14 protein-coding genes are annotated in these 21,092 nt (G+C 64.8%); 8 read left to right on the top strand and 6 right to left on the bottom strand.

The genetic code is table 11. From position 1 onward, the window contains the following. Position 1 precedes the first annotated feature (1 nt). From bcsZ to RT028_RS06240, 6 genes are read left to right on the top strand one after another with little or no spacing between them, the layout of a single operon-like run. Entirely contained in the window at positions 2 to 1,180 is a 1,179-nt protein-coding gene (gene bcsZ / locus RT028_RS06265; protein WP_409567182.1) for a cellulose synthase complex periplasmic endoglucanase BcsZ, read from the top strand. Next, complete coding sequence (locus RT028_RS06260) at positions 1,159 to 5,019, top strand: cellulose biosynthesis protein BcsC (RefSeq protein WP_312933600.1); 3,861 nt, start codon at positions 1,159 to 1,161, stop codon at positions 5,017 to 5,019. The genes bcsZ and RT028_RS06260 overlap by 22 nt, the downstream gene beginning before the upstream one ends. A 24-nt stretch (positions 5,020 to 5,043) precedes the next feature. Further along, entirely contained in the window at positions 5,044 to 5,703 is a 660-nt protein-coding gene (locus RT028_RS06255; RefSeq protein WP_312933598.1) for an SGNH/GDSL hydrolase family protein, read from the top strand. Beyond that, positions 5,703 to 6,359 carry an alginate O-acetyltransferase AlgF gene (locus RT028_RS06250; protein WP_312933596.1) on the top strand — a complete coding sequence of 219 codons (657 nt, stop codon included), beginning with the start codon at positions 5,703 to 5,705 and terminating at the stop codon, positions 6,357 to 6,359. Before RT028_RS06255 ends, RT028_RS06250 begins: the two co-directional genes overlap by 1 nt. Before the next feature lie 9 nt (positions 6,360 to 6,368). Beyond that, positions 6,369 to 7,784 (top strand): MBOAT family O-acyltransferase, encoded by a 1,416-nt coding sequence (locus RT028_RS06245; RefSeq protein ID WP_312933594.1) that lies wholly within the window; start codon positions 6,369 to 6,371, stop codon positions 7,782 to 7,784. Positions 7,785 to 7,793: 9 nt separating this feature from the next. Continuing rightward, positions 7,794 to 8,930 (top strand): alginate O-acetyltransferase AlgX-related protein, encoded by a 1,137-nt coding sequence (locus tag RT028_RS06240; protein WP_312933592.1) that lies wholly within the window; start codon positions 7,794 to 7,796, stop codon positions 8,928 to 8,930. Between the two features lie 17 nt (positions 8,931 to 8,947). Here RT028_RS06240 and RT028_RS06235 read toward each other — a convergent pair whose 3' ends face one another. The 6 genes from RT028_RS06235 to RT028_RS06210 all read right to left on the bottom strand — a co-directional run bounded on the left by RT028_RS06235 (position 8,948) and on the right by RT028_RS06210 (position 18,661). Next, positions 8,948 to 10,435, bottom strand: coding sequence for a YifB family Mg chelatase-like AAA ATPase (locus RT028_RS06235; RefSeq protein ID WP_312933590.1), 1,488 nt, complete (start codon positions 10,433 to 10,435; stop codon positions 8,948 to 8,950). Positions 10,436 to 10,622: 187 nt separating this feature from the next. Continuing rightward, positions 10,623 to 13,148: a TonB-dependent siderophore receptor gene (locus RT028_RS06230; protein WP_312933588.1), complete on the bottom strand. Its 2,526-nt coding sequence runs from the start codon at positions 13,146 to 13,148 to the stop codon at positions 10,623 to 10,625. Positions 13,149 to 13,223: 75 nt separating this feature from the next. Next, positions 13,224 to 14,153, bottom strand: coding sequence for a FecR family protein (locus RT028_RS06225; RefSeq protein ID WP_312933586.1), 930 nt, complete (start codon positions 14,151 to 14,153; stop codon positions 13,224 to 13,226). After that, entirely contained in the window at positions 14,150 to 14,674 is a 525-nt protein-coding gene (locus RT028_RS06220; protein WP_312933584.1) for a sigma-70 family RNA polymerase sigma factor, read from the bottom strand. Before RT028_RS06220 ends, RT028_RS06225 begins: the two co-directional genes overlap by 4 nt. A 142-nt stretch (positions 14,675 to 14,816) precedes the next feature. Next, a complete protein-coding gene (gene mgtA, locus RT028_RS06215) occupies positions 14,817 to 17,513 on the bottom strand; it encodes a magnesium-translocating P-type ATPase (protein ID WP_312933582.1) in 2,697 nt (898 codons plus the stop codon). An 878-nt stretch (positions 17,514 to 18,391) separates the two neighbouring features. After that, entirely contained in the window at positions 18,392 to 18,661 is a 270-nt protein-coding gene (locus RT028_RS06210) for an accessory factor UbiK family protein (protein ID WP_312933580.1), read from the bottom strand. Positions 18,662 to 19,043: 382 nt separating this feature from the next. Here RT028_RS06210 and glnK point away from each other — a divergent pair, with 382 nt between their 5' ends. Both glnK and RT028_RS06200 read left to right on the top strand, forming a co-directional pair. Then, positions 19,044 to 19,382 (top strand): P-II family nitrogen regulator, encoded by a 339-nt coding sequence (gene glnK / locus RT028_RS06205; RefSeq protein WP_002555808.1) that lies wholly within the window; start codon positions 19,044 to 19,046, stop codon positions 19,380 to 19,382. A 48-nt stretch (positions 19,383 to 19,430) separates the two neighbouring features. Further along, positions 19,431 to 20,762 carry an ammonium transporter gene (locus tag RT028_RS06200; RefSeq protein WP_312933574.1) on the top strand — a complete coding sequence of 444 codons (1,332 nt, stop codon included), beginning with the start codon at positions 19,431 to 19,433 and terminating at the stop codon, positions 20,760 to 20,762. Positions 20,763 to 21,092: the final 330 nt, after the last annotated feature.

The following is a 21,092-nucleotide window of genomic DNA, read 5'->3' as shown; positions in this document are numbered from 1 at the left end:
CATGCGGCGTCTGAAATCCCGCGCCTGGCTGGCGCTTCTGATGCTGCTCGGCCTGCCGGTCCAGGCTGCCTGCCAGGCACCGTGGGCGATGTGGAACACCTTTGCGCAGCGCTGGGTACAGGGTGACGGCCGGGTGCTGGAGTCGAGCCTCAAGGCCAACCACAGCACCTCGGAAGGACAGTCGTATGCGCTGTTCTTTGCCTTGGTGGCCAATGACCGTGAGCGTTTTGCGCAGATCTGGCGCTGGAGCCGCGAGAACCTTGCCGGCAACCAGCCTGAGCAGAGTCTGCCGGGCTGGCTGTGGGGCCAGGGGGCCGATGGCAATTGGCAAATCCAGGACCGCAACGCGGCCTCCGACGCCGACCTGTGGTTCGCCTACGCCCTGCTCGAGGCCGATCGGCTCTGGCAGGCGCCTCATTACCGCGCCGATGCGCTGGCCTTGCTCGCTCAGGTCAAGGCTCAGGAAGTCGCCGACCTGCCTGGGCTCGGTCCCACCTTGTTGCCCGGCCCGGTCGGCTATGTACAGCCCGATCACCTGTGGCGCCTGAATCCCAGCTACGTGCCCTTGCCCGTGCTGCGCCGCCTGGCCGCTGCCGACCCGAAAGGGCCGTGGAAGGCCATCGCCCAGAGCAGCGTGAAGCTGTTGCGTGAAGGTGGCGGGCGGGGCTTTGCCGCTGACTGGGTGTCGTACCGTGGCACCTCGGACGCGGCTGGGTTGTTCGCGCCTGACACGGTCACCGGCGCCGTCGGCAGCTATGACGCGATCCGTGTGTACCTGTGGGCCGGCATGACCGATCCGGCCGATCCGCAAGCTGCTGCAGTGCTTGCGGCCCTGCAGGGCATCAGCCGTGCCACGGCGTCCACCGGCCTGCCGCCGGAAAAGGTCTCCACCGCCAGTGGCAGCTATGAAGGCACCGGGCCGTTCGGCTTCTCTGCCGCGCTGGTGCCTTTTTTCCAGGCCGCCGGCCAGCCCTGGTTGGCTGATCTGCAGCAACGCCGAGCCCGGCAAGGCATGCAGGACGCCTTGCAAGGCAAACGCGATGCGAACGCTCCGCCGGTTTACTACGACTACATGCTCAGCCTGTTTGGTCTGGGCTGGAGCGATAAACAGTATCGCTTTGCCGCCAATGGCCAATTGAAGCCCTCCTGGGAGTCCGAATGTTCCGCAAAAGCCCCCTGACCCTCGGTCTGCTGGCCGTTCTCCTGCAGGGTCAGGTTCTGGCCGAAAGCACTGACCCGAAACGTCTGCTGGTCGATCAGGGGCTTTTCTGGCAAGCGCAGGACAAGCCCAAGCGTGCTGCCGAGGTCTGGAGCAAGCTGTTGCTGCTCGACGCCCAGCAGCCAGAAGCGCTGTATGGCCTCGGTCTGATCGCGGTGCAGGACAAGCAGCTGTCCAAGGCCGGGGACTACCTCAAGCGTCTACAGGCCCTGACGCCGACACCGCACCAGGCCCTGCAACTGGCGCAAGACGTGCGCCTGGCCCAGCCGGCCAATGCGCAGCTGCTGGCGCAGGCGCGCCAGGCCGTGGACAACGACGAGCGCGCCAAAGCCGACGATCTGTACCGTCAGGCACTGGGTGGGCAACCGGGGCAAGGGCTGGTGGGCCGTGAGTACTACAACAACCTGGGCTTTCTGGACAATCAATGGCCGCAGGCCCGGGCAGGCTTCGAGCGGCTTCGCCAGGAACAGCCCAATGATCCCTATGTCGCGCTGTTCTACGCCAAGCACCAGGTGCGCCGCGAAGACACGCGCGAAGCCGGCATCCGCGCCTTGCAGGGCCTGGCCAAACGCCAGGACATCGGCGGCGATGCCGATGAAACCTGGCGCCTGGCGCTGACCTGGCTGGGTGCGCCGAACAACGCGCAGCAGCCATTGTTCGATGCCTTCCTGGCCAGCCACCCGAACGACACCGAGATTCGCGACTTGCGGGCCAAGGGGCGCAGCGAGGCGAAGGCCGGCACCGCAGGGGCGTACCAGCAGGACCCGCAACTGGCCCGTGGCCTGAAAGCGCTGGAGAAAGGCGACCAGGTGACGGCCGAGCGTGAACTGAGCGCACGCCTGAAAACAGCCCCGAACGATGCTGATGCACTGGGTGGGTTGGGCGTACTGCGCCAGCAGCAGGATCGTCTTGCAGAAGCGCAGCAACTGCTCGCCCGTGCGGTAAAAGGCGGCGGCAAGGCCTGGCAAAAGGCATTCGACGATGTGCGCTACTGGTCCCTGCTGCAACAGGCCGAGCAGAGCCGCCTGCAGGGTCGCACCGCGCAGGCGCGCGAGCAGATTCAGCAGGCCTTGCGCCTGCAGCCCAAGGCGCCCCAGGCCAATCTGGCCCTGGCAGACCTGCTGGCCGACAGTGGCGATGGAGCCGGCGCTGAGTCGCGTTACCGGCAGGTTCTCGCCGCGCATCCGGACAACCAGCAGGCGCGCACCGGCCTGGTCGCTGCGCTGACCCAGCAAGGCAAACAGGACCAGTCCCTGCGCGAGCTACAGCAATTACCGGCTGCCGAGCAGGCCAAGCTGGGTGGCCTGGGCAAGCTGCGCGCCAACCTGGCCCTCGAACAAGCCAAGCGCGCTGAACAGCAGGGTGACACCAGCGCCCAGCGCGCGGCCCTTGAAGAGGCGCTGCGCAACGACCCGAACAACACGTGGGCGCGCTACGGGCTGGCCCGGCTGTATCAGGACATGGGGGCTCAACAGGAAGCCAACAGCCTGATGGACGGCCTGGCCCGGGCCCAGCCCGATGACCCTGACGCGCTGTACACCTCGGCCCTGTTCGCCATCGAGCAGAACAACTGGGGCAAGGCGCGCCAGTTGCTCTCGGACATTCCGGCCGGCAATCGCGGCACGCAGGTCAACCAGCTGCTGCGAGATGCCGAGTTCCAGCAGCGCCTGCAAGAGATCAAGGCGCTCAACCAGCGGGGCAGTTATCAGGAAGCGCGGGTGTTCCTCTCGCGCCTGGAGCCGCTGGCGCAGGGCTCGCCCGAGCGCCAGTCGCAACTGGCCTCGGCCTACGCCGAAGCCAAGGATGACCAGCGCGCCCTGACCCTGCTGCGCGGCCTGATCGCCGCCAGCCCGCAGGCCGACCCCGGCCTGACCCTGACCTATGCCGGCGTGCTGCTGCAAACGGGCCACGACGAAGAGGTCGCGGTGATCATGCGCGATCTGCAAGGCCAGGCGCTCAACGTGCAGCAACGGCGTCAGTACGACGACCTGCTGTTCCTCTATCGTGTGCGCAAGGCCGACAAGCAGCGTGAGCAGGGTGACTTGGCCGGCGCCTATGACACGCTGTCGCCGGCCTTGCTGCAGCGCCCGCAAGATCCATTGGCCGGTGCCGCGCTGGCGCGGATGTATGCGGCCAATGGTGATCTGCCCAAGGCGCTGAAGATTTACCGACCGCTGGTCCAGCGCAACCCTCGCGATGCGCAATTGCTGATCGGCGCTGCGGATGTCGCCGCGCAACTGCGTGATGACAGTGCTGCACTAAACTATGCCGACCAGGCCGTGAGCATCGCGCCCGATGACCCTGACGTGCTGACAGGCGCGGCGCGCATCTACCGCGCCCAGGGCCGTACCGCCAAAGCTGCCGAAGTGCTGAGCAAGGTGGTCGGCCAGGAGTCGCGTCAGCAGACCGAGCAGTTCGCCACCTCGACCCCTGCGCGGGAAGCGCAGAACCCGTTCGCTCGCCTGCCGCGTGGCACTGCGCAATCGGTCGACGACGTGCTGGCGCCGATCAATGCCCCTGCGCCTGCCCGCGGCCTGCCTGAGCGTGTGGCCAGCGCCAACCCTGGCAACCCCTTCGCCAACCTGGACAGCCAGGGCCGGATCGATCCGCGTGCCGGCATGAGCGAGGCGGCCAAGGCTCTCAGCGATGTACGTCAGGAACGCAGCGCCTATGTGGTACAGGGGCTGGAAGTCACCGGCAACGACAGCGAAAAAGGCCTGGGCCGCATGACCCGCGTCGAGGCGCCGGTGGAAGCCAGCATGCCTGTGGGTGAGAACCGCCTGGCCCTGCGGGTGACGCCGGTGGCGCTGTATTCCGGGCGCGTCAGTGGCGAACCTGCCAGCCGCTTTGGCGGTGGCCCAGAGGCCAGCGCGACCAGCGATGACGCCGGGGTGCAGCGTGACGCGGGCGTCGGGGTCGCAGTGGCCTTCGAGAACAAGCCGCACGGCCTGAAAGCGGACATCGGCACCACGCCGCAGGGGTTTCTGTACAGCACCGCAGTCGGCGGTGTGAGCATGGAGCAGCCGTTCGCCCGGCATCCGGACCTGCACTGGAGTGCGGCGGTATCGCGCCGCGCGGTGACCGACAGCGTGACCTCGTTTGCCGGCTCCGAAGACAACCGTGACGGGGAGAAACTGAAATGGGGCGGCGTCAGTGCCAACGGCGGGCGTCTCGAGCTGGGCTATGACAACCGCAAGGTCGGCACCTATGTCTACGGCTCGCTGCATGGCCTGCGTGGCAACCATGTCGAGAACAACACCCGCGCCGAACTGGGCAGTGGCGTCTACTGGTACCTGAAGAACAACGACACCACCCAGTTCACCCTGGGCCTGAGCCTCATGGCCATGCGTTATCAGAACAACCAGAACTTCTACACCTACGGACACGGCGGCTACTTCAGCCCGCAGAGCTTCTTCGCCCTTGGCCTGCCGATTGGCTGGGCGCAGCGGTACGACCGTTGGAGCGTGGCCGTCAAAGGTTCGGTCGGCGTGCAGTTCTTCAATCAGGAAGGCGCGGACTACTACCCCACTGACGATACGTTGCAGAGGGATGCCACCACCGCGCTCGGCCGCGACGCCTCGTATGAAGGCAGCAGCAAGACCGGCTTTGGCTACAGCCTGGCGGCCAACGCCGAGTACCAGATGGGTCGCAATTTCTTCCTGGGTGGCCAGCTCGGCTTGAACAACGCCCAGGATTATCGCGAGTTCAAAGGCGGCATGTACCTGCGCTACATGTTCGAGGACCAGTCCCTGCCGCCCGCGCTGCCTGTCAGCCCGTACCGTTCTCCGTATTCCAACTGATCAGATTTATCGAGGAGTCCCACCATGCCTGCTTCTGCAATTGCTGGCCTGACCCTGCTGGTGCTCGGCGAGAGCCACATGAGCCTGGCCGATCATTTCACCGAGCCCTTCAACGCTGCGGTGGTGGCCCAGGGCGGTCATGCCTATTCCATCGGTGCCTGCGGCGCCAGCCCGGGCGACTGGCTGCTCACCAAGAAGGTCGATTGCGGCGCCGAGCAGCAGGACAACGGCAAGCTGCAGGTCAAGGGCCGTGAAGCCACCACCACGCCGGTCAAGGAACTGATCGCGGCGCACAAGCCGGATGTGGTGGTGCTGGTGATCGGCGACACCATGGGCAGCTACGACAAGCCGGCGTTCCCCAAAGCCTGGGCCTGGCAGAGCGTTACCAGCCTGACCAAGGCCATCGGTGAAACCGGTACCAAGTGCGTCTGGGTCGGACCGGCGTGGGGCAAGGTCGGTGGCATGTACAAGAAGAACGATCAGCGCGTGCAGCAGTTGTCGCAGTTCCTGGCCACCAACGTGGCGCCCTGCACGTACATCGATTCGCTGACCCTGTCCAAACCGGGCGAGTGGGTGACCACCGACGGCCAGCATTTCACCGTCGCGGGCTACAAGGCCTGGGCGGGCGCCGTGGTCAATGCCATCAGCCAGTTGCCTGCCAGCAGCCTCAAAGGGGACAAGTGATGCGCCGTCTGACCTGCGGCCTGGCCGCGCTGATGGGCATGGCGGCCGTGCACGCGGCTGACATTCCGTTGTACCCCACAGGCCCCAGCGAAGACGCAGCGTTCCTGCGTTTTTTCAACGCCGGGCCTGGTGAGCTTGCGCTGACGGCCAGCAATGGCGCCGGCCTGCGCCTGCCTGCGGGCAGCGCCTCGGCGTTTCTGACCGTGCCGGCAGGCAAGCGCGTCGAGGGCAAGTTGGCGCTGGCAGACCAGCAGCAGCCGCTGGACGTCAATGTGGCCGCGGGAGAGTTCGCCACCGTGGTCAGCGTCCCTGAGGCCACGGGCCTGCGCCTGCTGACCGTGCGTGAGCAGCCTGACGACTTCAACGCGCTGAAGGCTTCGCTGGCGCTCTATAGCCTGGACGAAACCTGCAAGCAATCGGGCTTGAGCTCGGCAAACGGCAAGGCCCAGATCTTCACCGATGTACCTGCCGGCACAGCCCAGCGCCGCTCGATCAACCCGGTCAAGCTGTCGGTGCAACTGACATGCGCCGGCAAGCGCAGTGGCGATCCGCTGGACCTGGGGCAGCTGGAAGCCGGCCAGCGCTACTCGCTGCTGCTGGTGCCCAATGCCCAGGGGTCGCGGTTGTCGCTGGTCCATGACACGCTGGCCCGCTGACACACGCCCATGGTCTTTGCCTCACTCGAGTTTCTCCTGCTGTTCCTGCCGGCGTTCATGCTGGTATACGCCCTGGCCAGACCGGCCGGGCGCAACCACGTGCTGCTGGTGGGCAGCTGGCTGTTCTACGGCTGGCTGAGCCCGGCGTTCCTGCTGCTGCACGTGCTGCTGACCGTGCTGGGTTGGCTCGGCGGGCTGATGCTGCAGCGCACCGCCGAGGGCTCGCGCTCGCGCCTGCGCCTGCTCGCCGGGCTGATCACGTTCAACACGCTGGTGCTGGCCTGGTACAAGTACGCCAACATTCTGGCCGCGACGTTCAATGAGCTGCTCACCCGCCATGGCGCCATGTCGTTCGAGTGGCAGAAGGTGGCGCTGCCGGCAGGGCTGTCGTTCATCGTGCTGCAGATCATTTCCTATCTGGTCGATGTGCAGCGCAAGGTGGTTCCGGTGGAGCGTCGCTTCACCCATTTCGCCACCTACCTGGCGATGTTCGGGCACTCCATCGCAGGGCCCATCATTCGCTACGACTGGGTGCGTCAGGAGCTGCAACAGCGTTATTTCAACGCGCTGAATTTCGCCCTGGGGTCGCGGCGCTTCATGATCGGCATGAGCATGAAGGTGCTGGTGGCCGACAGCCTGTCGCCGCTGGTGGGCGTGGCATTCGCCCAGGAAGATCCCTCGTTCGTGGATGCCTGGATCGGTTGCCTGGCCTACTCGCTGCAGCTGTTCTTCGACTTTGCAGGCTACAGCGCCATGGCCATCGGCCTGGGGCTGATGCTCGGCTTCCACTTTCCCGAGAACTTCAATCGGCCTTACTGGGCGCGCAACATCCAGGACTTCTGGCGACGCTGGCACATCTCGTTGTCGAGCTGGCTACGGGACTACCTCTACATCGGCCTGGGCGGCAACCGCCATGGGCTGTGGAAAACCTACCGCAACCTGTTCCTGATCATGCTGATCGGCGGCCTGTGGCATGGCGGCGACAGCTGGAACTACCTGTTGTGGGGCGCTGCCCATGGCACTGCGTTGTGCATCGATCGCGCCTGGAGCCGCGCCGGGCTGCCCGACTTGCCGGCCTGGTTGGCGCACAGCGTGACGCTGCTGTTCGTCTGTCTGGCCTGGACGCTGTTCCGCGCGCCCGACTTTGCCACCGCGCTGCAGATGTACGCCGGGCAGTTCGGCTTGCACGGCTATGCCTTGGGCGATGCGCTGGCGGCCACCCTGCGCCCGGTTCATGGCCTGGCAGCGGCGCTGGGCATCGCCTGCCTGCTGCTGCCCCTGCTCAAGCCATGGGCAGAGCAGCGCTTCGCCGACCACCTGGTGTTTCGCACCGTGGGTGCGCTATGGCCGGTGCTGGGCTTTGCGTTGTCGTTCGCGCTGATCGCCAGTCGCGAGACCGTACCGTTCCTCTACTTCCAGTTCTAGCGAGCAGCCATGTCGAAGATCGATCCGTCGTTACGGCCTGTGCCGCCGAGTCCGCTGATGATTCGCCTCAGCCCGCTGGCGGGGCTGAGCATGCTCGCGTTCATGGCGGTCGGCCTGGTTGCGTGCATATGGGCCATGGTCACCGGCAAGGTCGACCTGTGGCCCGACCACCTCGACTGGCAGGCGGTGCGCAATGGGGAGATCACCCATCACATCGCCCACGAACTGTCCCATGTGGCCGTGGCTCAGGAGGCCGCCAACCTCGAGCGCGCCCTGAGCTGGCTGACCCTGGGCGATACCGGTGCGCGGGTGCGTACGGGTTGCCCCGGCTGGTTGTTTCTCAGTGACGAAATGCGCATCTATCCGCATGCCCGGAGCAACGCCGAGGCCCATGCGGCGAAGGTGGCTGCAGTGCGCGACTGGCTGGCTGCGCGCAACATCCGCTTGCTGGTACTGACCGTGCCAGACAAGAGCCGTATGGCAGCGGACCAACTGTGCGGGCTGCCGCGGGCGGCGCAACTGGCAGGGCGTCTTGACGCATGGGACGGGCAGTTGCGCCAGGCTGGCATCGTGACAGTGAACCCGGTGGCTGCGCTGCAGGCGTTGGGCAGTGGCACCTTCCTGCGCACCGACACGCACTGGAGCGAGCAGGGCGCCGAAGCGGTCGCCCAGCGCCTCGGCGCCGCAGTCCTGGCTTCGGGGGTTGCGCCATCCCCCCCGCAGTCTCTGCATCGCTCGGTGCTGCCTGCCGCTCGCCGGCCAGGCGATCTGGTGCGGCTGGCGGGGCTGGAGACGCTGCCAGAGCGCCTGCAGCCCGAAGGCGAACGGGTCGCTGCCTCGACGTTCGAGCAGCGCGGCGAAACGAGTGCCGGCAGCGATGATGACCTGTTTGGCGACGCGCAGTTGCCGAATGTCGCGCTGATCGGCACCTCGTTCTCGCGCAACAGCAACTTCGTGCCGTTCCTGGAGCAGGCCATCGGTGCGCCGGTCGGCAACTTCGCCAAGGACGGCGGCGAGTTTTCCGGGGCGGCGAAGGCGTACTTCACCAGTGAGGCCTTCCGCCAGACGCCACCGCAGCTGCTGATCTGGGAGATCAACGAGCGCGACGTGCAGAAGCCTTTTGTGGACGACCTGACTCTGCCCTGACACCTCGCCGTACGCGCTCAATGACTCGGCCGATACTGCAACGCCTCGGCCAGGTGCGCGCGGGCGATGGCCTGGGCGCCGTCCAGGTCTGCCAGCGTCCGTGCCACCTTCAGCAACCTGTGCGCTGCGCGCAGCGACAGCGTCAGCCGCTCGCACGCCGTTTCCAGCCAGGTCTGGTCTTCGGCTTGGAGCGCGCAATGCGCCTGCAGCCCTTTCATGTCGAGAAAAGCGTTGGGCCGGCCCTGGCGCTGTTGTTGCAGCGCCCGCACCCGCGCCACCACTTGAGCGATGTCGGCGCTGCGCTCGCCGCTCGGGGCATGGCTGAGGACGGTGTTTTCGCGGGCCACGGTGAGGTGCAGGTCAATGCGGTCGAGCAGGGGGCCGGAAAGTTTGTTGCGGTAGCGCTGGACCTGTTCGGCGCTGCACCGGCAGCGGCCGCCAGGATCCCCCAGGTAGCCGCACGGGCAGGGGTTCATCGCGGCAACCAGCTGGAAACGCGCGGGAAAACGGGTCTTGTCGCGCGCTCTGGCAATGACGATCTCGCCTGACTCCAGCGGCTCGCGCAGTACCTCCAGCACGCGGCGCTCGAACTCCGGCAACTCGTCCAGAAACAGCACGCCATGGTGCGCCAGGGTGATTTCTCCGGGTTGCGGCCGACTGCCGCCGCCCACCAGCGCCGGGCCGGAGGCGGAATGATGGGGGTGGCGAAACGGCCGTTGTGGCCAGCTGTTCAGCGGGCCGTGGCCACTGACCGAGCGTATCGCCGCCACCTCCAGCGCTTCGTGTTCATCCAGCGGCGGCAGCAGGCCGGGCAGGCGGCTGGCGAGCAGGGTCTTGCCGGTGCCAGGCGGGCCGGTAAAGAGCAGGTTGTGTGCGCCCGCGGCGGCGACCATCAGCGCGCGCTTGGCCGCCACCTGGCCTTGCACATCGCACAGGTCGGGGTAGGGGTGGCTCTGCAGGAGCAGGCCGTTGGCGGCGTAGGGCGTAAGCGGGGTGTGCCCGGTGAGGTGCCCGACCAGCTCCAGCAGGTGGCTGATCGCATACACCACCAGGCCGCTGGCGAGGCTCGCTTCTTCGGCGTTTTCCTTCGGCACGACCAGCGCGCGCCCGGCCTCTCGCGTGGCCAGGGCGGCCGGCAACACGCCCTGCACCGCGCGCAGTGCACCCGACAACGCCAGTTCGCCCAGGCATTCGTAGTCCCCCAGGTGCGTTGCTGGCACCTGGCCGTTGGCTGCCAGGATACCCAGCGCGATGGCCAGATCGTAGCGCCCGCCGTCCTTGGGCAGGTCGGCAGGCGCCAGGCTCAGGGTGATGCGCCGCGCCGGGTATTGCAGCCCGGAATTGGCAATCGCGCTGCGTACGCGGTCTTTGCTTTCCTTGACCGTGGTTTCCGGCAAGCCCACCAGGGTGAGGGTTGGCAGGCCGTTGGCCAGGTGGGTTTCGACGCTGACGGCGGGCGCTTGCACGCCGACTTGCGCGCGACTGTGGACGAGAGCTAGAGCCATGGACACTCCGTTGTCACCAAGAGGAAAGGGTTGCCGCATCCTGCGGCAGGGCAAGCATAGAGCGCGGTGGCAGAACGGCTGAGAAGGAAGTGCGTCGGGGTTTTACAGGTGGGGGAGGCGCTGCAGCGCCTTCAGGCGCCTGGACGAAGCCGAACGCCTGATGGGCTGAGGTAGACCTGCGGTGCGTTCAGTCGAACACGCCGCGCAGGGTCAGGGTGAAGTTGCGCGGTTCACCGTAGTAATTGCCGTATTCAGAGGTGCCGACACTGGCATAGTAGGTGCGGTCGAACAGGTTGTTGCCGTTCAGGGCCACGGTCCAGTGATCGTCGACCTGGTACTCGAGCAGTGCATCGTAGATGGCGTAGCCGCTCTGGCTGAAGTCGTAAGGGGTCACGTCGATGGCGTTGCCCTGGTTGTCGAAGCGGTAGGCGGAGCCGGTGACGTAGCTGGCGGTCTGCGCCGTCACGCCGCCGCCGACACGCCATTTTGACCACGCGCCTGGCAGGGTGTAGGTGCTCCACAGCTTGAGCAGGTGCTTGGGCGTCACGGTGCTGTAGAGGGTATTTTCACTGCCGTTCTTCATCAGGTTCAGGGTGTAGGACGCCATCACGTCCCAGCCCGGCAGCACTTCACCGGTGGCTTCCAGATCGATGCCCTTGCTGACCACCTTGCCCTGGTTGAGGAAGCAACACGCGCTGCTGTAGCTGAAGGCCGGGTCCGGATAGGCGCGGTCGCTCAGCGCCTCGTTCTCGCGCTCGGTATAGAACAGCGCGGCACTGACGTTCAGGGCGCCGTTGAACAGCTCGCCCTTTACCCCAGTTTCGTAGCTCTTGCCCACCAGCGGCTCCAGGGTGCCGGTGTGTTCCGGGGGGCCCTTGCGTTTCTGCGCCTGGGGCTTGAACACCTCGCTGTAGCTGGCGTAAGTGGACCATTGGTCGTCCAGGGCGTAGATCAGGCCACCGAAAGGCACCAGGGTAGTGGGCTCGCGGTAGGCGACGTCATCCTGTGGCTGCCACTCGCCAGTGCCGTCACGGTCACGCATCTGGTAGGCCTGCTCGAACTTGTAGCGCTGCGCGCGAGCGCCCACCACCAGCTTGAGCGGGTCGGTCAGTTGCAGGCGCAGGGTCGAGTAGAGGCCGTACTGTTCACGGGCGTTGGGCGAGTAGTCGCGGTAGAAACTGTGGTTGGTGGCCTTGGTCGGCAGTGGCGTCGCTTTCGGGTCCCACAGGTCGATGGTACCGCCGATGCCCAACTTGCCGCGGGCGGCGCGCCATTGGCTGGTGACCTTGCCGTAGTCGGCACCGATCAGCAGGTCGTGCTCGCGATCAAAGGCCTCGAAAGTGCCCGACAGGTTGACATCGAACACCGACTGGCGGCTCCAGCTGGAGACGTAGCTGCCCCACCAGTAGGGGCCACTGTTGGTGGTTTCGTCTACCGAGCCGTAGGGAATCACGCCGTCTGTATCAGCGCTGTTGTACGAGTGCGTGTAGGAAACGTTTAGCTTCCAGGCATCCGTGAATCGGTGGTCGAGCTTGGCGAACACCTCGCGGGTGTAGCCATCGCTCCAGGCGTCGCTGGTGGTGTACCAGGTGTGGCGGGGCAGCTTCACGTCGCCGCCGGTGCTGTAGCGCGGCAGGCCGTCGCCGGTACCGTTGTGGTGGGCTTCGTCATAGCTGCCGCCCAGCGTCAGGGTGGTGTCATCGCTGACGTCCGCCTCGACGATGCCATAGAGGAACGGCCGTTCGGTACTGCGGTAGTCGGTGAAGTAATGACGGTCGGTGTAGGCCGCAACCACCCGGCCGCGCAACTTGCCATCGAAGCCCAGCGGGCCGGTGAGGTCGACCTGGCTGCGGTAGTTGTCCCAGGAGCCGGCGGAGGCTTCGAGCTTGAGCTGGTAGTAGTCCAGTGGCCGCTTGCGCACCAGGTTGACGATGCCGCCCGGATCGCCGCTGCCACCGAGCAACCCGGCTGCACCGCGCAGCACTTCGACGTGGTCGTAGGCGGCCATGTCGTACTGGCGGTCACTGTAGAAGGTGCCCAGGCCGGTGCCGATGTCCATGGGCGCAGCGCCGTCGATCTGCACGTTCTCAATGGCGAATCCGCGCGAAACGAATTCCTGAGTGTTGAAGTTGACGTTGCGCACGGTGATGCCTGGCGTGCGCTTCATGGCCTCGTTGAGGTCGGTGATGTGGCGGTCTTCGATCAGTTTCTGGCTGATCACCGAGACCGTCTGCGGCGTATCCTTGAGGCTGACCGGGGATTTCGTGCCGATGCTCACGCGGCCGGTGGTATAGGAGCGCGAATGCTCGGTCGCTTCGCCCATGCCCTGGCCCTGAATGGTGATACTGCCCAGCTCCACGGTCTGCCCGGTGGTCAGCGCCGCCGGCTGCAGGGACCAGTTGCCATCGCTCGCCTGCACGGCCGTCAGGCCGGTGCCTTCGAGAAGCAGGCTCAGGGCGAGGTCGGTCGGCATCTGCCCTTGCACCGCGCGACCGCGCTTGCCGTCGACCAGCGTCGGGTCGTAGGGCAAGCTGATGCCACTTTGCTCGGCGAAGCGGGTGAGTGCATCTGCCAGGGGCGCCGCCGGCACGTCGTAACGCACCTCGGCCTGAGGGGCCGGGGCGGCCAGCGCGGATTGGCACGCCGGCAGGCCGGTGCCCACGAGCAGGATGTGGGCAAGCAGGTGGGGGCGGTAGCGGGACAACAGTTCCATCGACGGGAAGCTCCTGGCAGGTGTTTCCTCTATGTCGAAGCAGGCGCACAAACCCGTAATCGAAATGCGAATGTTTCAGGCAGGAACGATGCGCACCCAGAGCGGCGTGCGCCAGGTGAGTCGGACTGGCAACGTGTGCGTCAGGCTTTGCAGGGCGTTGGCGCTGTCGTCGAGCTGGAACACGCCAGACACCCGCAGCGCCGCAACAGCCGGATCGCAGCTCACCCAGCCGGCCCGTTGCCGACCCAGGGTCTGCGCCAGTTGTTGCAACGGCATGTGCCGCGCGACCAGCAGGCCGCGCGTCCACGCCGACGCCTCGGGTGGCGCATCGGTCAGGCGCTCGGCGTGTTCATCGAGCAGGTACTGCTGGCCAGCGGTGGCACGCAGCGGTCGCTGGCCCGGCAGTTGAATGGCCACAGCGCCGTGATCCACGCTCAGTTGGCTGCGCTGGGCGTGCAGGCTGACATCGAAGGTGGCATCGAGCGTGCTGAGGCGGGCGCTGCCACTGTCGACGCAGAGCAGGCGATTGGTCGGATCAGCTGCGCAGCGCAGGTGGATCTGGCCTTCGCGCAGCGTGATCAGGCGCTGGCTGGCGGTGAAGTGCACATCGACGGCGCTGCGGCTGTTGAGTTGCAGCAGCGAGCCGTCGGCCAGCGTGATACGCCGCCGTTCGCCGACGCCCGTGCTGTAGTCCGCCAGGCTGACACGCCAGGGGGATTGCTGCAGTGCGCCGCTGCCCAGGCCGGTCGCGAGGATGCCCAGGGCCAGCACTTTCAGGGTGTGGCGACGGTTCGGGCTGTGCAAGCTGCGCAGTGCCACGCCGGTGGGTAGTTCGCGGGCCTGGGTGAAGCAATGCTGAGCCTCCTGCAAGGCCTGCCAGGTGGTTTCGTGACGGGGGTCGGCCTGTCGCCAGGCCAGGCAGGCCGCGCTGGGGCCGGGAGCGTGTTGCGAGGACTCGAGTTTCACCAGCCAGTCGATGGCCTGGTCGAGCACCGTGTCGCTCACGGTTCGAGCCTGGCCAGGTAGCAATGGCGCAGGGCCTGGGCCATGTATTTCTCCACGCTACTCAGGCTGACGCCCAGGCGCAGGGCAATGGCCTGGTACGTCAGGCCTTCCAGGCGCGACAGCAAGAACGCCGTTCGCACGTTGCCACTCAAGCCATTGAGCAGGGCATCGATCTGCATCAGTGTCTGCAGCAGGATCAACTGCCGCTCGGGCGACGGCGCTTCAGGCTCAGGCAGTTGCGCCAGTGCCTGCAGGTAATTGGCTTCGATCTTCTGCCGGCGCAAACGGTCGATCATCAGGCCTTTGGCCACACTGCTCAGCCACGCGCGGGGTTGGCGCAGCCCGTTGATCTGCTCAGGGCGGCCCAGCACCTGCACGAAGATGTCCTGGACCAGATCGGCGGCCTGATCACCATGGTGCAGACGACGGCGCAGCCAGCCCAACAGCCAGGCGTGATGGTCGTGGTACAGGGCATTGACGCTGCCTGGCACGGGAAACAGGGGAGCAGGAGTCGGTGACACGCTGGAGCCTCGCGAGCGATACGCTGGGATGCAGATGGGAATCGATCGCAATCCTACGGCGTTTCCGGTAGCAGGCTCAAGGTGTGTTTGAGCCCGGTGCCATCAATGGCCCCGGGCTCGGTTCAGCCCAGCGTCTGGATGATCAGAACCACTGACCGAAGCGGCGGATGTACAGGGTCTTCATGCCCTGCGCGACGATGCAGTAGCCGAGCAGTGTCACCACCAGCCAAGGGAAGTACTCCCACGGCAGTGGCACCAGGCCGACCATCGCGCCGAGTGCCGAGAAGGGAATGTAGATGCCCAGGGCCATCACCAGCCCGGTAGCCAGAATCACCGGCCATGCCGCCGTGCTCTGGAAGAATGGCACCTTGCGGGTACGGAGCATGTGCACGACCAGCGTCTGCGACAGCAGGCCCTCGATGAACCAGCCAGACTGGAACAGCGCCTGCATCTCCACGCTGTTGGCGGCGAACACGTACCACATCAGGGCGAAGGTGGTGATGTCGAAAATGGACGAGGTTGGCCCGATCCACAGCATGAAGCGTCCGATGTTGCCAGCATCCCACTTGCGTGGACGGCTCAGGAACGCCTTGTCCATCTTGTCCCAGGGCAGCGAGAGCTGGGAGAAATCGTACAGCAGGTTTTGCAGCAGCAGGTGCAACGCCAGCATGGGCATGAACGGAATGAATGCGCTGGCCACCAGCACCGAGAACACGTTGCCAAAGTTGGAGCTGGCGGTCATGCACAGGTACTTCATGATATTGCCGAAGGTCTCACGGCCTTTGGTCACACCCTCTTCGAGCACCAGAAGGCTTTTTTCCAGGAGGATGATGTCGGCCGACTCCTTGGCGATGTCGGTCGCGCTGTCGACCGAGATCCCCACATCGGCATCCCGTAGGGCCGGTGCGTCATTGATGCCATCGCCCAGGAAGCCGACGGTGTGGCCATTGCTCTGCAGGGCTTTGAGCACGCGGGACTTCTGCAGCGGGGTGAGCTTGGCGAAGACCGTGCGCTGTTCGACCAGGTCTTTCAGCGCCTGATCGCCCAGGCGTTCGACCTCCTGGCCGAGCAGCGGCTCACCCGGGTCGATGCCCACCTGCCGGCATACGGTGCTGGTCACCAGCGCGTTGTCACCGGTCAGTACCTTGACGCACACGCCCATTTCACGCAGCGCGGCGATGGCCGGGCCGGCGGTTTCCTTGGGTGGATCGAGGAAGGTCAGCAGGCCGCGCACCACCAGTTCGCGCTCGTCCTCGGCCGCGTACTGACGCTTGCACTGAGCCATCGGGATGTCCCGGGTGGCCAGGAGCAGTACACGGAAACCTTGCGCGTTGAAGCTGTTGGCTCGTGCCAGCAGGGCTTCGCGCTGTGCGTCATCGAGCGGTAGAACAGCCTCGCCCTGCTGAATCTGGCTGGCGACCGCCAGCATCTCCTCGACGGCACCCTTGCTGATCAGCAGGTGATGGCCGGCGCCATTGTCGAGTACCACGGACAAGCGCCGGCGGACGAAGTCGAAGGGCAGCTCGTCGACCTTGGCGTAGGCAAAGGGCGCTTTGAAGCCGGCGGTGGCCTGGGCAAAGTTCAGCACGGCCTGGTCCATCAGGTTGCGAACGCCGCTCTGGTGGTGGCTGTTCAGCCAGGCCAGTTGCAGCAACTGCGGGTCTTGCTGGCCGTTGGGGTCGACATGGTGCTCCAGAATGATCCGGTCCTGGGTCAGGGTGCCGGTCTTGTCAGTGCACAATACATTCATCGAGCCCAGGTTCTGAATGGCGTTGAGGCGCTTGACCACCACTTTGCGCCGGGCCATGGCCAGGGCTCCCTTGGCCAGGTTGGCGCTGACGATCATTGGCAGCATTTCCGGGGTCAGGCCTACGGCAACCGCCAGGGCGAACATGAAGGCATCCGCCCAATCGCCTTTGACCAGACCATTGATCATGAACACCACCGGCACCATGACCAGCATGAAGCGAATCAACAGGCGGCTGACACTGTTCACGCCGCGGTCGAAGGCGGTCTGGCTGCGATGGCCCGACAACGACCTGGCCAGCGAGCCGAAGTAGGTACGGTGTCCTGTCGCCACCACCACAGCGCGTGCGCGCCCACTGACCACATTGGTGCCCATGAAGCAGACATTGGGCAGATCGAGCAGGTTCGCCGAATCGCTGACCGTGTCTGCGGCGCATTTTTGCGCCACGTTGCCGAGGGTGTCGTATTTTTCCACCGGCAAGGCTTCGCCGGTCAGCACGGCCTGGCTGATGAACAGGTCACGGGATTCGATCAGGCGCAGGTCGGCGGGGATCATGTCGCCGGCCGACAACTGCACGATGTCGCCGGCGACCAGTTCGCCCATGGGCACTTCGCGCAGGGTGGCAGTATCGCGGCCTTGCTTGCGGCGCAGCACGCTCGCGGTTGTCCGCACCATGGCCTTGAGCGCCTCGGCGGCCTTGCCGGAGCGGTATTCCTGCCAGAAACGCAGCACGGCGCTGAGGTTGACCATGGTGAGGATGATGATGACCTTGGTCAGGTCGGCCTCATCGGTTTCACCTGCACGCAGCGGCAGCCAGTAGTCGGTGACGAAACTGATGGCGGCGAGGGTGAGCAGCACATAGATGAAGGGGTTGTGCAGCGCCAGGAGAAATTGCGTGGCAGCTGAAGGTGGCCGGTCATGGGCCACCTCATTGCGACCATCACGCGGCAAGCGCTTGGCGGCTTCGCGTTCGGTCAGGCCATGCTCGGTGGCGTCGAGGTTGGCGTACGTGACGGACAGGCCGTTACGCGCCTCACGGGCGGCGCGCATGGACAGTTTCGGGGAGGAGGGGGTGCGGTCTTTGACGGTCATTGTCAGTACTCCTGTGACAGGAGGTGACGAGACAGCGCTGTGGATCATCCTGAAGCACAGGCCGGTCTCGACACGATTGGGCGATGAAGTTGCAATGTTCGACGATTGAGTGCTCGCAGCCGGGTGTCGAGGGTATGAAGGGCGGCGAACTTTCTACTCGGAATTTCCATGCGTTTTTATCTCGTTTAGTTATTCGAGGCGACAGGAGATCGCACACTTTCAATTATGAAAAGTGTGAGCTGTTTGAATGTAGTGTTTCAGCTGAAGTGTGAGTCGAACTCAGCGCCACAGTTGAAGGTGATGCCCCCGACTGGGCGGTTCTTCACCATCGAGTTGCTGCCATTGCAGCTGCGGCGAGCAATGCGCAGGCGCACGATGCCATACGGCCTGCAACCGACAGCGTGGGGCCAGCAATGAGCTGGAAGGTAGCGAGTCCGAGGCTCGGACAGGGGCAGGCGGCGCCGGATGACGGGCGCGATACCACGAGGACATGCAGAAATTGAGGTGCATGGGCTTGCCTCCAGCCGGTCTGATACCGGAGCAGGCAAGTGACGGCAGGGCTAGGCGCCTGCGTGACTCGGCCGACCTGGGTGTCGAAACCGGAAGATGGGTTCTGATACCTGGCCGTTGCGACGCGCAACAGCCAGGCTGCGTCTATTGACTGTGTCCATTGAACTCTTCAAGTAATGAAAAACGCCTCGCTGGCGAAGCGAGCGAACTTTAGTTAACAGAGCGTGTACGCGTCAACCTGAAGTCGGCACTTTAATTAATTTTCATCTATTGGATATTCCTAAAAACCTGTAGGAAATATTACGGAGTAGCAATCACAGGCAAGAAAGCACCGTCGCGCACATCGCGCGACGTTGAGGGAGGGGGGGTCAGTCTTGAGTTGGCGCAGCCGGCGCCATGCGCGCTTCGAGCTCGGCCACTTGCTGCTCCAGTGCTTCCAGACGCGCGCGAGTGCGCGCGAGCACCACCATCTGGCTGTCGAATTCGTCGCGGCTGACCAGATCCAGTTTGCTGAACGCGCCCTGCATCAATGCGTTGAACTGGCTTTCGATTTCGGCGCGAGGTTGAGAGGCATCGCCGCTGAACAGGCGCGAAGCCTGGTCGCTGAGCGCATCGAGGAAAGCTTTGGGCGCGAGCATGATCGAGCGGTCCGTAAGGGAAATGAGTGCGCGAGTGTACCACGCAGCCTGTACAGGCCTGTCGTGCACAGTTTTCGAGCACTGAGGAATACGTGCGTGCACTGCACTTGTGCATGGGCTAGATGATGGCACTTGATTCGGATCTGCCGAACCCACGCCAACGCGTCTAGACCGTAGGCTGCAGGGAATTGGCAAGGTTTCTGCTAGGTCTCTGCCAGGTGTTCAGGCAACAGGCTGAGTGAGCCCGCAGACGGGCAATCGGCCAGTGCATCGGCAGCAGACGGGACGTCGCTTACGACGCGTTACAAAGCCAGGCACTGCGCTTAGACTTGAGACGGGTTTGTTTTCCTGGGGCAAGTCCACCACATCGGGAGAGAGTTGCATGAAACTAGTCACTGCCATCATCAAGCCGTTCAAGTTGGACGACGTCCGTGAGTCGCTGTCGGAAATCGGCGTGCAGGGCATCACCGTCACTGAAGTCAAAGGCTTCGGTCGGCAGAAAGGCCACACCGAGCTGTACCGTGGCGCCGAATACGTCGTCGACTTCCTGCCCAAGGTCAAGATCGATGTCGCCATCGACGACAAGGACCTGGACCGGGTCATCGAAGCCATCACCAAGGCCGCCAACACCGGCAAGATCGGTGACGGCAAGATCTTCGTAGTCAATCTGGAGCAGGCGATCCGCATCCGTACCGGCGAAACCGATACCGACGCGATCTGACACCGCACCACCGCCTCAGCAAACCCCAACGCCCCAGGAGAAAACAACATGACTCTGCGTCAGATCGCAGGGCTTGGCGCCCTATTGCCTCTCGTCCTGCCAGGCCTTGCCTTGGCAGACGAAACCGCCCCGGTTCTCAACTCCGGTGACACCGCCTGGATGCTCACGGCAACCGCCCTGGTGCTGTTCATGACCATTCCTGGCCTGGCCTTGTTCTACGGCGGCATGGTGCGCTCGAAGAACGTGCTCTCGGTGATGATGCAGTGCTTTGCCATTACCGGCCTGATCAGCCTGCTGTGGATGATCTACGGCTACAGCCTGGCCTTCGACACCAGCGGCATGGAAAAGGGCGTGACCAACCTCCACAGTTTCGTCGGTGGGCTTTCCAAGGCATTCCTCAGCGGCGTTACGCCCAGCAGCCTGACGTCGGCGACGGCGCTGTTCCCGGAAGCGGTGTTCATCACCTTCCAGATGACCTTCGCCATCATCACGCCTGCGTTGATCGTCGGTGCGTTCGCCGAGCGCATGAAGTTCTCGGCCATGCTGGTATTCATGGCCATCTGGTTCACCCTGGTCTATGCGCCAATCGCGCACATGGTCTGGAGCGGCGACGGTGCGCTGATGTGGGACTGGGGCGTGCTGGACTTCGCCGGTGGCACCGTGGTGCACATCAATGCGGGTGTCGCCGGCCTGATCTGCTGCCTGGTGCTGGGCAAGCGCAAAGGCTACCCGACCACGCCGATGGCGCCGCACAACCTCGGCTACACCCTGATTGGCGCAGCCATGCTGTGGATCGGCTGGTTCGGCTTCAACGCGGGGTCTGCTGCAGCCGCCAACGGCACGGCCGGCATGGCCATGCTGGTGACCCAGATCGCGACCGCTGCAGCGGCCCTGGGCTGGATGTTCGCCGAGTGGATCGGGCATGGCAAACCCAGCGCCCTGGGTATCGCTTCGGGTGTGGTCGCTGGCCTGGTGGCCATCACCCCGGCAGCCGGCACGGTGGGCCCGATGGGCGCCCTGGCAATCGGTCTGGCCTCAGGTGTGATCTGCTACTTCTGCGCGACCAGCCTCAAGCGCAAGCTGGGCTATGACGACTCGCTCGATGCATTTGGCGTGCACGGTATCGGCGGGATCGTCGGCGCGATTCTGACCGGTGTATTCGCCGCACCGGCACTGGGCGGCTTCGGGGAAGTGACCGACATCGCCGCGCAGGTCTGGGTACAGACCAAGGGTGTTCTGTTCACGGTCATCTACACCGCAATCGTCACCTACGTGATTCTCAAGGTGCTGGATGTGCTGATGGGCCTGCGGGTCAATGAAGAAGAAGAAGCGGTCGGTCTCGACCTGGCTCAACACAACGAGCGCGGCTACAACCTCTGACCGCGACGCTCTCGTCACTGCCCGGTTCGCCGGGCTTTTTTTTGTCTGCGTATTCAACAAAGCATGCTGGCAATCCTTGCATCCCTGGCAATGCTTCCCGGGTGCAAAAACTTACACGCAACAGAGCATTAAGGGAGCTTTGCTTTTTCTGCGAGCACGCTAGAATGCGCGCCACACTGCGTTTCGCCTCCTTGGCGATGTGGGTCGTGGTTGAACGGGCGCGGTCATGCATAAGGTGTGGCGGGGGCTGAAAGCAAGGCTCGCACGCCCCGCATCATTGCAGTACGCAGGTGCCTGGCGACTTGCCCACAGCGGCTGTTGCATGACGTG

The sequence above is a fragment of the Pseudomonas sp. genome, assembly GCF_032058845.1.
In the GTDB taxonomy this organism is placed as follows: Bacteria; Pseudomonadota; Gammaproteobacteria; order Pseudomonadales; family Pseudomonadaceae; genus Aquipseudomonas.
The sequence above is the reverse complement of the archived record's forward strand: the minus strand, read 5'-3'. Positions and strand labels throughout refer to the sequence as shown.